This window comes from Edaphosphingomonas fennica, assembly GCF_003034225.1.
GTDB lineage: Bacteria > Pseudomonadota > Alphaproteobacteria > Sphingomonadales > Sphingomonadaceae > Sphingomonas_E > Sphingomonas_E fennica.
This window is the reverse complement of sequence record NZ_PHHF01000075.1, coordinates 23,800-38,155: the sequence shown is the minus strand read 5'-3', so window position 1 is coordinate 38,155 and position 14,356 is coordinate 23,800. Positions and strand designations below refer to the sequence as shown.

The window sequence follows — 14,356 nt, the reverse complement described above, 5'->3', positions numbered from 1 at the left end:
ATAGTGCCATGAAGATATCGGACATGGACGGCATCGGCGAGAAGCTTGCCCGCAGGCTGGCCGGCCGCACCTCGCGGCGGAGCATGATATCGCGCGTGGGAACGGCGCTTGTCGCGGCGCCGCTCTTCCCGCTGCTGCCGGTCGACCGGATGAAGGCGCATGCCGCCGAGCCGGCGGAACCCGATACGCGCAGCGATTTCCAGAAGAAGGCGCAGACCAAGGACGATACCGAGTGCAATTACTGGCGCTATTGCGCCATCGACGGATCGCTCTGCACCTGCTGCGGCGGCACGACCAGCATGTGCCCGCCGGGCACGCAGCCGTCGCTCACCTCCTGGGTCGGCACCTGCCTCAACCCGGACGACAAGCGGCTCTACCTGATCGCCTATCGCGACTGCTGCGGCACCAGCGGCTGCGGCCGCTGCCGCTGCGACAATACGGAGGAGGCGACGCCCGCCTACCGGCCATCGGGGAATAACGAGATCATCTGGTGCTTCGGCACATCCTCCATGGCCTATCATTGCTCGACGGCCGCATTGGTCGGGGTGGCGAGCTGATGTCACGGGCCTGGATCGCGGCCGTTGCCCTGCTGCTGTCGCCGGCGGCGGCATATGCGCAGGCGGTGCCGCAGGCCTACAAGGCCAATTGCCAGATGTGCCACCAGTCCGCCGCGCAGGGCGTGCCCGGCGTCTATCCCCGGCTCGCGGGCCGGATGGACAAGGTGGCGGCCAGCGAGGATGGGCGGCGATACCTGATCGCCGTCCTGCTCCACGGCCAGACCGGACGGATCATGGTGGACGGCAAGCCACTGAGCGGCGCGATGCTTCCCTATGCCCGCCTGGCCGACAAGGATCTGGCGGACATCCTGACCTATATCTCCACCGCCGGCGCCAGGGCCAAGGCCCGGCCGTTCACCCCGGCCGAGGTGGCGGCCGTCCGCGCCGCGCCGAAGCTGCCCGCAGCCAAGGTAGGCGAGGAGCGCGAACGACTGGCCACTGCGGGGATCGTGCCGTGATCCCGCGGCCGCTGGCTCTCGCCGCGGCGGCGGCGATCGGGCTGGCGGGCGTGGTGGCTGGCCGTGCGGACAGCGGCACGGCGGGCGCCCCGGTGCTCAATCCCGCGCAAAGCCAGTTCCTCCTCCGCTGCGGCGGTTGCCATGGCACGGCCGGCCTTTCGCCGCCGAAATCGGTGCCGGTGCTGCGCGGGCGGGCGGGGTGGTTCCTCTGCACGCCGGAAGGGCGCGAATATATCGTGCGCGTTCCCAACGTCGCCCGCGCGCTGCTGGACGATGCGCGGCTGGCCGCCGTACTCAATTTCGTCGCCTTCGACCTCGGCGAGGGCTCCGCCCCGCACGGGGCGGAACCGTTCACCGGCGAGGAGGTGCGCGCGATCCGCGCCCGCCCGCTGACCGACGTGCCGCTGCTCGCGCATCGCCGCCAGGTGGTGAACGATCTGATCCGCAGATGCGGCGCGCCGAAGGACTTGCTGGTCTATGGCGGGGCCGGATAGGTCTGTGCGCGGCGCACGGGAGGCGCGAGGCTTCATGACGATCACCCTCAACATCAACGGGCAGGCGCGCACGATCGATGCCGATCCGGAAAAGCCGTTGCTCTGGGCGTTGCGCGAGGATCTGGGCCTCAGGGGCACCAAGTTCGGCTGCGGCGCGGGCCTGTGCGGCGCCTGCACCGTCCATGCCGACGGGGCCGCCATCCGATCCTGCCAGACGACGATCGCCGATGCCGCCGCGATGAAGATCGTCACCATCGAGGCGGTCGCGACCACCGACGCCGGGCGCCGCGTGGCCGATGCCTGGATCGCGCTCGACGTGCCGCAATGCGGCTATTGCCAGGCGGGACAGATCATGAGCGCCACGGCGCTGCTCGCCGCCACGCCCCATCCCGGCGACGAGGATATCGATGGGGCGATGGCCGGCAATCTCTGCCGCTGCTCCACCTATCTGCGCATCCGCGCCGCGATCCGGCAGGCGGCCGGGGCGGGAGGCGCCGGTGCCTGACATCGCGATCGAACGCCGTTCCTTCCTGAAGGCGACCTTGCTTGCCGGCGGCGCGCTGGCCATCGACGCGCGCGTGGCGCTGGCCGGGACGGCGGGGGAGGCGCCCGTCGCCCTCAATGCGTTCATCCGCATCGCCGCCGACAACAGCATCACCATCGGCGCCAAGAATCCGGAGATCGGGCAGGGCGTGAAGACGATGCTGCCGATGCTGATCGCCGAGGAGCTGGATGTCGACTGGGCGCAGGTCCGCATCGAGCAGACCCATGCCGCGGAAAGGCTGTTCGGCCCGCAGGTTGCCGGCGGCAGCCGCGCGACGCCCGTCAACTGGCTGCCGATGCGCAGGGTGGGCGCCACCGCGCGCAGCCTGCTGGTGCAGGCGGCGGCGCGGAAATGGGGCGTCGATCCGGCGGGCCTCGCGACGGCGGGCGGCGTGGTGACGCACGAGGCGAGCGGCCGCACGGCGCGCTATGCCGATCTCGCCGCGGACGCCGCGGCGCTGCCGCCGATCGACCCCGAAAATGTGAAGCTGAAGGACCCGGCGGCGTTCCGCATCATCGGCAGGTCCATAGGCGGGGTGGATGTGCCGGCGATCGTCGCGGGCAAGCCGCTTTACGGCATCGATGTCGCGATGCCGGGGCTGCTGCACGCGGCGCTGGAGGTATGCCCCGTGTTCGGCGGCACCTTCAGGGCGGGCAATCTGGACGAGGTCCGCAAGATGCCGGGCGTGCGCCATGTGATCGTCATCAAGGGCAACGGCCAGGCGGAATCGCTCTACGACGGCGTGGCGGTGTTGGCCGAAAGCTGGTGGGTGGCCGATCGCGCGCGGCAGGCGCTGGACCTGCAATGGGACACGGCCGGCCTCGAAGGCTTTTCCACCGATGGCTATGCGGCCGAGGCCGCAGCGAGGATGGGCGCCAAGCCCGATGCCGAGCTTGCCCGCCATGGCGACGTCGAGGCGGCCTTCGCCGCCGCCGCCAGGGTGGTGCGGGCCGATTACAGCTATCCCTTCCTCGCCCATGGCACGCTGGAGCCGCAGAACTGCACGGCGCTGGTGAAGGACGGCAAGGTCGAGATCTGGGCGCCCACGCAGAATCCCGAGCCCGGCCGCAAGCTGGTGGCCGAGGCGCTGGGCGTTCCGCCCGAGGCGATCCGCATCAACATGACGCGATCGGGCGGCGGCTTCGGCCGGCGGCTGATGAACGATTATATGGTCCGCGCCGCCGCCATCGCCGCGCAGGTGCCCGGCACGCCGGTGAAGCTGCTTTATGCCCGCACCGATGACGTGCGGCGCGATTTCTATCGTCCCGGCGGCTGGCACCGCTTCGCCGCCGCGATCGACGGGCGGGGCCGGCTGACCGGCTTCAAAGATCATTTCATCACCTTCGGCCAGGACGGCAAGCCCATCCGTTCCGCGCAGATGAGCCCGTTTGAATTTCCGGCCGGCTGCGTACCCAATCTAGCTTATGGCCAGTCGCTGCTGGCGACCAACCTGCCGACCGGCTGGCTGCGCGCGCCGGGTTCGAACGCGCTGGGCTTCGTCTTCCAGTCCTTCCTGGACGAGGTGGCCGTCGCCGCCGGCAAGACGTTGCCCGATCTGATGATCGAGCTGCTGGGCGAACCGCGCGACCTGCCCTGGCTGCCCAACGCGCCCGCGCTCAACACCGGCCGCGCGCGCGGCGTGATCGACAAGGTGTGCGCCATGGCGGGCTGGGGCAAGGGCGCGCGGCTGCCCGAGGGACGCGGCCGGGGCTTCGGCTTCTACTTCAGCCATATGGGCTATTTCGCGGAGATCGTGGACGTGGCCGTATCGGCCGAAGGCGAGGCGCGCGTCGCCAAGGTCTGGGTGGCGGGCGACGTCGGCAGCCAGATCATCAATCCGGTGAACGCGATCAACCAGGTGCAGGGATCGGTGATCGAGGGGCTGGGCTATGCGCTGTCGGGGCAGGCGATCACCCAGGTCGCGGGTGCGGTGACGCAGGAGAATTTCCACGACGCGCCGATCCCGCGCATCGGCGACGTGCCCGAGATCGTGGTGGAATGGGTGATTACCGACAATCCGCCGAGCGGGCTGGGCGAACCGGCGCTGCCGCCTGTGATTCCGGCGCTGGCCAACGCGATCCACGCCGCGACCGGCAAGCGCATCCGCTCACTGCCGATCACGGCGGAGATGCTGGCGGGATAGCGGCCGGACGCCGCTTCCCCGTGTGCGGGCCGCTGGCTTCAATCGGTGCCGCGCAGCTCCGTGGAGCGATCGGCGGCGAGGCGGGCGCGGCCTTCGGCTATCACCTCGGCCCGGCACTGGCTGGCCTTCTTCGCCATCGCGAGATGGATGTGGCTGACCGATCGGCCGCACACCGCCTCCGCGGCATCGGCGAGGCGGGCGTCGAGCCGGCGCTGGCCATCGGGACTCGCAAGATCGAGGCCGTCCGTGCGCACCGTGGCGCTTGGGGCGGCGAAGGGATTCTGCGCGGCCATGGCCATGGCGGGCAGGCATGCAAGCGCGCATGCCGCCATGATGTGATTTCGCATCCTGATCTCCTGCATCTTTCCCCGATCTGTATCGCCGGGGTGCCGACGTCATAGCACCGCATGCGCCGCGCGGCCAATTGCGTGCATGTTACTCGCCATAATATTATTAAATATCAAATATTTGACTGCAATTCCGGTCCTACGTCAAACGCCCCATAGGGCCGGCCCGGCGCCCCTCATACCCTTTTCATGCTCCGGGTCGGATGCGCGCCACCATCGCGCGCCGGGTCGCGCGGCACCGTCAGAAGCGGGCCGCCGGGGGCATCGGATGCTGGCGGCACGAGAACCAAAAAGAAGGGGGTAATATGAAGCGCCGATCTCTCACCAGCCTCGCCTTGATGTCGGCGACCGCGCTGGGTGGCCTGTTGCCTTGCATCGCCCATGCCGCCGAGGCGGCCGAAGCCGCGGCGGCGGCCAACGCCGCCGACGACATCATCGTCACCGGCACGCGCCGTTCGGTTTCGGTGCAGGACGCGCCGATCAACATCACCGCCGTCGGCGCCGAGCAGCTCGAAGCCCAGAGCATCACCGATATCCGCAACCTCGCCAACTTCACGCCGGGCGTGACGGTGCTCGATACCGGCGCGCGCAGCGCCAGCAAGATCGTGCTGCGCGGCCTTTCCGCGAACGATACCGGCATCGGCGGCAGCAACACCGAAAATTCGGTGGCCACCTATCTGGGCGAAGTGCCCATGTATCTCGACTTCAAGCTGATCGATATCGATCGGGTCGAGGTGCTGCTGGGGCCGCAGGGCACGCTTTACGGCTCGGGCACGCTGGCGGGGGCGATCCGCTACATGCCGAAGCGCCCGAACGTGAACGACGTGGAAGGCTATGCCCATCTTCGCGCCTCCACCGTCGCGCACAGCGACGATATCGGCTATATCGGGGATGCTGCGTTCAACGTGCCGATCGTCCAGGATCATATCGCGCTGCGATCGGTGTTCGGCTATTATTTCGAGCCGGGGTTCATCGACTATAATTATGTCCTGAAGCAGCCTGGCATATCGCTGCCGCAGCCGGGCGGCCTCGATCTCGGCACGCCGGCGCAGCAGGCCGAGAATTTCGAGCGGCACAAGGATGCGGATTTCGAGCGCACCTTCACTACCCGCAACACGCTGCTGGTGCAGACCTCGGAAGATCTGAAGGCGTTCCTGACCTACGCCTACCAGCTTTCCAAGACGGACGGCTACCAGTCCAACAGCGCGGGCGTGCTGGGCACCGGAAAATATGAGCGCGCATCCCGCTATCTGGAGCCGTCGCGGCGCGAGGCGCATCTCGTTTCGCTGGAGATCAACGCCAACCTGTTCGATTTCGCGCAGCTCGTGACGTCCACCGCGCTCACCCGGCAGAAGGTGACGGGGAATACCGACAATACCGATCTGCTGCTGGATCTAGATTATGATTATGAGCTGTTCCCCGGCTTCTCCTCCTACGCGCCGTCGGAGAACAAATATAAGCAGTTCAACCAGGAAGTGCGCTTCGTTTCCGCCCATGGCGGCCCGCTGAGCTGGGTGATCGGCGGCTTCTACAACAATTTCCGCACCAGCCAGTGGCGCAACGAATATGTGCCGGGCTACACCGCCTGGGCGGGCATCGATTACCGGCCCGACGACCTCGAATATATCTCCTTCGTCAATTCCAAGACCAAGGAAAAGGCGGTGTTCGGCGAGGCGACGTTCGAGATTACGCCGAAATGGCAGGTTACGGGCGGTATCCGCTACTTCAAATATGAAGCCGAGGTGACGGGCGGCACCGATCTGCCGTTGACCGGCGGCGGGCGGCGGCGCACGCCCTATCCGGCGATCCAGTTCGATCCCAGCCGCGTGCGTTCGGGCGATACCAGCGACAGCGGCACGGTGTGGAAGGTCAACACCTCCTACAAGTTCACCGACGATCTGATGGTCTATGCGACCTACAGCACCGGCTATCGCATCGGCGGCGTCAACCGCCACCCGCCCTGCGTGCTGCCGCTCGAGCCGGGGCAGAATGTCTGCGCGCTGCCGGACGAGCTAATTTACGGTCCCGACAAGACCAAAAACAAGGAGATCGGCGTCCGCTTCTCGCTGTTCGACAGGCGCCTGGTCGGATCGGTCGCCGGCTATCATATCGACTGGGACGGCATCCAGGTGGGCAGCCAGACGGTGAACGGCGCGCTCGGCATCACGGTGAACGGCGCCAAGGCGGTGTCGAAGGGCGTGGAGCTGAGCTTCACCGGCCGGCCGGTCTCCGCGCTGGAGATCAGCGGCACCTATTCCTACAATGACGTGCACCTGACGGATGTCGCGCCCGGCGTGATCGTGACCACCCATCACGGGCGCTTCGATGGCGAGCCGGGAGACCGCCTGCCCGGCACGCCCAAGAATGCGGGCACGATCGGCGCCACCTATACCGTGCCGTTCGACAGCGGCGCCGATCTCAAGCTCAACTGGACGGCCGTCTATCGCGGCAACGTGGTGACGCGGATCGGCGCGCGGGGCTTCGGCGAGAAGCTGCCCTCCTACACGCTGCATCGCGCCTCGATCACCTATGGCATGGACGATTGGGAGGTGAGCCTGTTCGCCAACAACATCTTCGACAATTACGCCGTTACCTCGGTGGGCCAGTCGACCGAGCAGATCGGCGTCAATGACGGCGTGGCGCTTCGTTATTACTCGCATGCCGTGGTGCGCCCGCGCACCGTGGGTATCGAGACGCGCTTCCGCTTCTGACCGCGCAAGCATTCCCCTTCAACCTCGCGGCCGCTCCAGCCCCACGGAGCGGCCGCTTTTTTGTGGGGAAATGGGGCCCCAGCGCGCGCATATCCCGCGCCTCCCGCAGCCGGATTTCAGTCTATGGCGATGCCCTGGCCGATCAGGAAATCGCGCGCCGGCGCCAGGTGGCGTTCATAGGCGCGCCACTGGCCGATGCCGTCGCGATAGAGGGGCCGGCGCACCTGCGCGGCGCTGGGGGTGGCCACGGGGGCGGCATTGGCGTGGAAATCCAGGCAAGCCGGGTTCCATTGCAGCCCGCAATGATCGAGCAGCCGCCGGGTCTGGCCCTCCTGATCGTCGATCAGCCCTTCATAGCTGAATTCGAGCACGCGGCCCGGCAGCTTTGCCCGCCAGTAAGCGATGAGCTGATCGAACAGCAGATAGAAGCGCGCGCAATCGACGAGATCGTAGGAATAACCGTAATAGGCCGATGTCGTGGCGAACAGATTCTTGAAATTGCTCCAGATGCTGTCCATCGGGTTGCGCCGGAGGCAGACGATCCGGGCATTGGGCAGCGCGCGGGCGATATAGCCGATATAGAGGAAGTTGAGGGGCAGCTTGTCCACGAAGCGGCCGTGGCGGGCGCCCTCATGCTGGCGGGCGCGGTCGATATAATCCCGCCCCACGGCATCGGGGGAGAGGCCGGCCGCGGCCAGGATCGTCTCCATGTCCAGCACCAGCCGCGACGGCGTTTTCGCCAGGCGCTTGATCGCGAGCGGCATGGCCTGAAGCTCCCCGGCGGAAGCGATTTCCGGGTGGGAGGAAAGGATGCGATCGACCAGCGTGGTGCCGGTGCGCGGCAGGCCCGTCACGAAGATCGGCGCGTCCTCCACCTTGCTTGCGCCCGTGAAATAGCCGGAGCGGTCGAACGCGGTGCGGATGGCGAAGGCGTTGCGCGCGTCGGCATCGATCGAAAAGCCGGTCCGCGCCTTGTGCGCGCGATTGCCGGTGTCGAGATGGCGGAAGGCGGCGTCATGTTCGCCGATATCCTGATATTCCTTGGCCGCCGCATAATGGATGCGCAGCCGATCGAGCGGATCGCGCGCGGCGTCGAGCGCCCGTTCCAGCCGTTCGACATGGTTGGCGGCGGGCGTCTGCCGCCGGAGCCCCGCCAGCCCGAAGTGGGCGCGGCCGTGGGCGGGATCGCGCCGGAGGATGGCCTCATATTGCGCCTCGGCATCCGCCTTGCGATCGAAGAAGCCGTAAGCGGCGGCGAGGTTGAAGCGATATTCGGCATTATCGGGCGCCATGGCCACGGCGGCTTCGAACAGGGGAAGGGCGGCGGCATGGTCGCCGAGCCGCGCATAGACGCAGCCGATCGTGTCCAGCGTGCGGGCGTCCGCCGCGCCGGCCGAGGCCGCCGCCCGATCCGCCGCTGCCCGCGCCTCCGCCTCGCGCCGGGCGAGGGTGAGCAGCCGGGCGCGCTGCGCCTGATATTCGGGGTTGTCGGCCGCCAGATCCGTGGCCCTGTCGATCGCCTGCAGCGCGGCGGCGATCCGCCCGCCTTCGCCGAGCGCCATCGCGAACAGGAAATGCCCTTCGGCGAGATGGGGATGCGACTGGACGGCCGCCGCCGCGATCCCGGCGCAGCCGTTGAGGTCGCCTGCCGCCAGCGCCGCGCGGGCGGCGGTGAAATCGGGCGGGGGAAGGGCGGCCGCCATGCCGATCCGATCAGAAGCTGCGGCGCAGCGAGACGCGGAACTGGCGCGGCTCGACGGGATGGAAATGGATGTCCTCCACCGGCTCCGCCTCGTTGGCGAGCCGGGATTCGTAGAAATAGGTGATGTCCGCGTCGCGGGCGTTGAACAGGTTGTAGATGTCCACGCCGATCCGCCAGGGGCCCAGCGCCTTGTAGCCGCCGAGGTTGACGAGGGTCGTCGGCTGCGATTTCACGGTTCCGTCCTCGATCAGCGGGGCCCTGCCGAAATGACGGACGCGCAGCGCCGCGGACAGCCCGTCGCCGAGATCGATCGCCGCCCCCGCGCCGAGCACGAAGCCCACCGATCCCGGAATGCGATCCACCGCCGAGGGCGTGCCGCTGAAGCGGGCGCGGGTGTAGGCGGCGGAAAGATCGAAGCTGACGGCATCGACGGGGCGCCAGAAGGCGTTGAATTCCATGCCCAGCCGCTTCGATGCGTCATTGGGCTCGGTGGTGCCGGCATCGCCGACGAACACCAGTTCCGATCCGAGCTTCAGCCAGAAGCCGACCAGCGAGGCGTTGAAGCGGGCGCCTTCGACGCGGGCGCCGATTTCCGCGCCGCGCGCGCGGACGAGGAGGTCGACGCTGTCGACCGGATCGCCGGTCGCCGGATCGATGCTGATCGCGGCGCCGCGCGCATCGTTGCTGTGGAAGGACTCGCCGTAATTGGCGTAGAATTCCAGCCCCTTCGCCGCCGCCCAGGCCAGCGCGACCTTGGGGCTGAGCTGCGCGTCGGTGCCCGAGCCGCTGTTGGCGGAGATGTCGGCATCGACATCATAGCCGTAGAAATCGCCGCGCAGGCCGAGGATGGCGCGCACGCCGCCGCCGAGCGCCAGCTCCGCCTCGCCATAGCCGCTGACGCTATATTCATCGACCTTGTCCTGGCGGATCGGATCGCGGCGGCGGCCGTCGACGCTGGGATAGAGCCCCACCCGGCCGATCAGGTCGTAGCGCGTGTCCGCGCCCAGGCGGAAGATGGTGGGGATGCCGGCCGTCGCGCCATCCCAATGATGGCGGATGGCGCCGCCGAAGATGCCCCGCTTGTCGCGCTGCTGGAATTCGTCCCCGTTCACCGGATCGGCGGCGAAATAGGTGAAGTTCGACGTCAGCCGCATCTGATAGTAGATGGCATAGGCATTGACCGAGGTGCCGTCGCCGATCTCGGCATCGCCGGACAGCGAGAGCCGGGTCGTCCGGCCGCCGAGATCGGGATCGATATAGCCGAGCCGGGGGATCGACCCGTCCTCCACGGCGCGGAGCGGGATCTGGTCCGTCGAATTCCAGCGGGCATGATAGGCCATCGCCGTCACCGACCAGTCATCCCGGCTGTATTTGGCGAGCAGGTTGGCCTTGCGGTGGTTCTCGTCCAGCACCCACGGCCCGCGCGAGGCGAGCCCTTCGATGCCGACCAGCGTGGTGCCGCCGGCATCGTCATCCATGCTGAGGGCGGCGAGGCCGCGATAATAATCGTTCGAGCCTGCCGTGACCTCCACGAAGGGGCGGGCGAGCTGGCGATAGGTGGAAAAGCGCACCGTGCCCGCCGCGCTGAAATCCCCCGCGTCCACCGAATAGGGGCCCTTGGCGTAATCGACGCGCTCGACCAGCTCGGGGATCAGGAAATTGTAGTCGAGATAGCCCTGGCCATGGCCGTGGGTGCGCATGTTCACCGGCATGCCATCGACGAAGCCGGCGAAATCGGTGCCATGATCGAGGTTGAAGCCGCGCAGGAAATATTGGTTGGCCTTGCCCGTGCCGGAATGCTGCGTGGCGATGACGCCGGGCACGGTTTCGACCAGCTCCCCCACGCGCAATATCGGCCGCTTCTCCAAATCGGCATAGCCGACGACGCCCTGCGATCCGGCGGTGGCGATGCCGATCTGCGCCTGGGCGCGGCCCCAGACCACGATGGCTTCGGCGCTTTCCTGCGGGGGTGCCGTCTCCGCTGCGATGGCCGGCGATCCGCTGAGGCCGATCGCCAGCACCATGGCCGCGGGCGAGGCCATTTTCAGGAAACCGGAAATGTGCATCTGCTCCTGCCGAATGGGGAATGGGCGAAAGGCGGTCAGGCGAGGCCGAAGCCGGTCGCGCGTTCGACCATCCAGAAGGCGCCGAGCGTGCCGACGCCATAGAGCGCCGCCTTGCGGACCGGCTGGCTGAGCGAGACGGTGCGCAGCCCCGCCATGATCGCGGTGACGGCCGCCACGAAGATGAGCTGGCCGGCCTCGACCCCGATGTTGAAGAAAATGAGGCTCGGCACCCGCTCGCCGCGCGACACGCCGAGTTCCCCGAGGGCGCTGGCGAAGCCGAGGCCGTGGAGCAGGCCGAACAGCGACACCACCGTCATGTGCCGGCGGAGCACGCTGGGGGAGGGGATATGGCCGCTGGCATGTAGCGCCTCGCGCGCCATGAAGGCGATCGACAGCGCGATCGCGGCCTCCACCGGGGGGATGGGGATGTTGACCAGTTCGAAGAAGGCCATGGCCAGCGAGACGGAGTGGCCGAGGGTGAAGGCCGTCACCAGCCCGATCAGCTCGCGGCCGCGCGCCAGCAGGCAGAGGCAGAGCACGAAGGCGAGGTGATCCCATCCCAGCCAGATGTGCAGCACGCCCTGCGCCAGGAACCCGCGCGCGATCTCCATGACGGGGCGATCGGTGGCGGCGGTTTCGCCGATGGGCACGGCGACGCCTTTTTCATCGCCGGTCAGGCTGCGATCGACCTGCGCGCCCATGATGTTGGTGACGAAGCTGGCGCCATCGACCTTCCACGGTGCCTGGATCACATCGGTGGTGCGGATCGCCCGGTCGCAGGTGAATTCGAAGGAGTAGCGCGCGCGTCCGCCCGCCGTCTGCCGGCTGGAGGAAGCCTGCCTGCAGCCTTCGGGCCAGATCACCGGGGCGGGCGAGCTGACGGCTTCGGGAACGGCGGCGGTGAATTCGTAGCTGTCCGGCTCCTCCCCGCGCGCGAGGCTGAACTCGCCCGACAGGAAGATATCGGCGCGGGCCGGCGCGGCCGCGATCGTCGCGGCCGCCAACGCCAGCGCGGCGAGCCTAGCGATCGATCCGAACATCGAATTTCTCCTTGAGCTTGGCCACTTCGCGATCGACCACCGAATTGGTCGCGGCCATCATGAAATCCTGGCGCACCTGATCGCGGATCTGGGCATAGGGCATCAGCGACGGGGCAAAGCTCCGATCCTTGCGGACGAAATGCCACCCGCGCGGCGAGCGGACGGGGCCGAACCAGGCGCCGTCGGGCGCCTTGCGCAGCCGTTCGACGAAGGGCTGGCCGAAGATGCCGCGCACCATGCTCTCGCCATATTGGGGATAATCGCGGCCGAGCCAGAAATCGTCGCCGCCGACCCGCTGGCCGGCATTGAGCGCGGCCAGCACCGCCGCCGGATCGGCGGGCGCCGCGGAATAGAAGACCTGCGAGAAGCTGATCTTCGGCTCCGCCTGATAGCGTTTCAGATTGTCCGAATAATAATCGACGAGCTGTTCCTCGGTCGGCTCCGGCGGGGCGCCGGCGATGAGGTAGCGCACCTTGTCCGTCAGATGCTTGCGGGTCTGGCTGTCGGTAAGGTGCATGCCGCGGGCGATCGCCTCGCGGAACAATAGTTCGTCGGCGATGAAATTGTCGCGCATCCGCGCCTTGTCCGCCTCGCTCGCCTTGCGGCCGGCCAGCATCTCGAACTCCTCGACCTGCGCGGCCTGGATTTCGCGGCTGTAGTGGACGGGCTCCTTCCGGCTCGCCTCGATCGCGTGATAGGCGGCGAAGAAGCCGCCGCCGACGATGAGGAAGGCGAAGAGCGGATCGCGCACGATCGCGCCCATCCTGCGGCGCAGTCCCGCGGGGTCCGGCCAGGGCGGACCCGTCACCCGTGCGGCGGTGCCATCCTGCTTCTGCTCGGTCGCTATCAAGGTTGCGCCCCCGTTCGAATGCCACCTTCGCGCCCGGTTTTCCGGTGGCGTCGGCGCTTGTCGGGGCGATCCTATCGAGGTCGGCAGGGCGGCCGCCTACGTCAAATGACGCATATCGAGCGGAGCCCGCCCTTTCCTAGCGTTCGCGCCATCCCGGCAGGGGGTGTGCCCGCCATCCGGCGGTGCGCTTAGGGAGTAGCGAAATGGCCTTTCAATCGTCCAAGATCCTGGCTCTCGCCGTGTCGGGCCTCGCGCTGGCGCTGGCGTCCTGCTCGGGCGGCGGCGCGGATGGCGCGGCCAAGGGCGATGGCGTCGCGGTGGGCGTGCTTCAGTCGCTGACCGGCACGATGGCGATCAGCGAGATCACCGTGAAGAATGCCGAAATGCTGGCGATCGACGAGATCAATGCCGCCGGCGGCGTGCTGGGCAAGAAGATCACGGCGCTGGTGGAGGACGGGGCCTCCGACCCTTCCACCTTCGCCCAGAAGGCGTCGAAGCTGATCGAGGATGGTGGCGTCGCCACCGTCTTCGGCGGCTGGACGTCGGCCAGCCGCAAGGCGATGCTGCCGGTGTTCGAGCGGACCGGCAACCTGCTCTGGTATCCCGTCCAGTTCGAAGGCAATGAATGTTCGCCCAACATCATGTATTCGGGCGCGCAGCCCAACCAGCAGGCGCTGCCCGCGCTCGAATGGGCGGTGAAGCAGGGATATAAGAGCTATTTCCTGGTGGGATCGGACTATGTCTATCCCCGCACCGCCAACCTGATCCTGAAGAAGCATATCGAGAAGGGCGGCATGGCGGTGGCCGGCGAGGCCTATGTGCCGCTGGGCGGGACCGACTTTTCGGGCGTGATCGCGAAAATCCAGTCCGCTAAGCCTGCGATCGTCATCAACACGCTGAACGGCGACAGCAACGTCGCCTTCTTCAAGCAGATGCAGGCGGCCGGCCTCAGCCCCAAGACGTTGCCGGTGATGTCCTTCTCCATCGGCGAGCAGGAAGCGCAGGCGATGGGCGCGGCACTGGTCGAGGGCAGCTACGCTACCTGGAATTATTTCCAGAGCCTCGCCTTGCCGGACAATGCGCGGTTCATCGAGGCCTATCGCAAGAAATTCGGCGCGGATGCCGCGATCACCGATCCGATGGTGCACGGTTATCTGAATGTCTGGGCGTGGAAGGCGGCGGCCGAGAAGGCCGGCGGCTTCGATCCGGAAGCGGTGCGCAAGGCGGCCGCGGCGCTCGGCGGCTTCGACACGCCGATGGGCAAGGTGAGCTTCGCGCCCAACCAGAGCCTGGTGCAGAAGGCCTATGTCGGCAAGCTCAAGGGCGACGGCCAGTTCGAGATCATCGCCGATTCCGGCGCGGACATCGCGCCCGAGCCCTATGACCCGCTCGCCTTCCCCGGCAAGACGTGCAAGCTCTGACCGGCCGGCTCGATCGGAGGCGG

The 14,356-nt window shown here is 67.6% G+C and carries 12 protein-coding genes; 7 read left to right on the top strand and 5 right to left on the bottom strand.

The features are described from left to right. Window positions 1-8 precede the first annotated feature (8 nt). Genes mauA through CV103_RS17695 form a run of 5 tightly spaced genes read left to right on the top strand, consistent with a single transcriptional unit; the run spans window position 9 to window position 4,196 of the window. Window positions 9-557, top strand: coding sequence for a methylamine dehydrogenase (amicyanin) small subunit (mauA, locus tag CV103_RS17715; protein WP_070934810.1), 549 nt, complete (start codon window positions 9-11; stop codon window positions 555-557). Further along, the gene (locus CV103_RS17710) at window positions 557-1,015 is read left to right on the top strand and encodes a c-type cytochrome (RefSeq protein ID WP_107395691.1); all 459 of its coding nucleotides are present in this window, start codon (window positions 557-559) and stop codon (window positions 1,013-1,015) included. The genes mauA and CV103_RS17710 overlap by 1 nt, the downstream gene beginning before the upstream one ends. Further along, window positions 1,012-1,509 carry a hypothetical protein gene (locus CV103_RS17705; protein WP_107395690.1) on the top strand — a complete coding sequence of 166 codons (498 nt, stop codon included), beginning with the start codon at window positions 1,012-1,014 and terminating at the stop codon, window positions 1,507-1,509. The genes CV103_RS17710 and CV103_RS17705 overlap by 4 nt, the downstream gene beginning before the upstream one ends. 34 nt (window positions 1,510-1,543) lie before the next feature. Continuing rightward, entirely contained in the window at window positions 1,544-2,014 is a 471-nt protein-coding gene (locus CV103_RS17700) for a (2Fe-2S)-binding protein (protein ID WP_107395689.1), read from the top strand. Beyond that, complete coding sequence (locus CV103_RS17695; protein ID WP_107395688.1) at window positions 2,007-4,196, top strand: xanthine dehydrogenase family protein molybdopterin-binding subunit; 2,190 nt, start codon at window positions 2,007-2,009, stop codon at window positions 4,194-4,196. The genes CV103_RS17700 and CV103_RS17695 overlap by 8 nt, the downstream gene beginning before the upstream one ends. A 38-nt stretch (window positions 4,197-4,234) precedes the next feature. Here CV103_RS17695 and CV103_RS17690 read toward each other — a convergent pair whose 3' ends face one another. Beyond that, window positions 4,235-4,543 carry a UrcA family protein gene (locus tag CV103_RS17690; RefSeq protein ID WP_170112665.1) on the bottom strand — a complete coding sequence of 103 codons (309 nt, stop codon included), beginning with the start codon at window positions 4,541-4,543 and terminating at the stop codon, window positions 4,235-4,237. A 305-nt stretch (window positions 4,544-4,848) separates the two neighbouring features. On the opposite strand from CV103_RS17690, the gene CV103_RS17685 reads away from it, so the two are divergent. After that, window positions 4,849-7,254, top strand: a complete 2,406-nt coding sequence (locus tag CV103_RS17685) for a TonB-dependent receptor (protein ID WP_107395686.1) — start codon at window positions 4,849-4,851, stop codon at window positions 7,252-7,254. A 116-nt stretch (window positions 7,255-7,370) separates the two neighbouring features. Here CV103_RS17685 and CV103_RS17680 read toward each other — a convergent pair whose 3' ends face one another. From CV103_RS17680 to CV103_RS17665, 4 genes are read right to left on the bottom strand one after another with little or no spacing between them, the layout of a single operon-like run. Beyond that, the gene (locus CV103_RS17680; protein ID WP_107395685.1) at window positions 7,371-8,957 is read right to left on the bottom strand and encodes a tetratricopeptide repeat-containing sulfotransferase family protein; all 1,587 of its coding nucleotides are present in this window, start codon (window positions 8,955-8,957) and stop codon (window positions 7,371-7,373) included. A 10-nt stretch (window positions 8,958-8,967) separates the two neighbouring features. Next, a complete protein-coding gene (locus CV103_RS17675) occupies window positions 8,968-11,022 on the bottom strand; it encodes a TonB-dependent receptor (RefSeq protein WP_107395684.1) in 2,055 nt (684 codons plus the stop codon). A 35-nt stretch (window positions 11,023-11,057) separates the two neighbouring features. Further along, entirely contained in the window at window positions 11,058-12,062 is a 1,005-nt protein-coding gene (locus CV103_RS17670; RefSeq protein ID WP_107395683.1) for a HupE/UreJ family protein, read from the bottom strand. After that, complete coding sequence (locus CV103_RS17665) at window positions 12,043-12,912, bottom strand: peptidyl-prolyl cis-trans isomerase (protein WP_015458188.1); 870 nt, start codon at window positions 12,910-12,912, stop codon at window positions 12,043-12,045. Before CV103_RS17665 ends, CV103_RS17670 begins: the two co-directional genes overlap by 20 nt. A 203-nt stretch (window positions 12,913-13,115) precedes the next feature. On the opposite strand from CV103_RS17665, the gene urtA reads away from it, so the two are divergent. Further along, the gene (gene urtA / locus CV103_RS17660) at window positions 13,116-14,333 is read left to right on the top strand and encodes an urea ABC transporter substrate-binding protein (protein ID WP_107395682.1); all 1,218 of its coding nucleotides are present in this window, start codon (window positions 13,116-13,118) and stop codon (window positions 14,331-14,333) included. Window positions 14,334-14,356 lie beyond the last annotated feature (23 nt).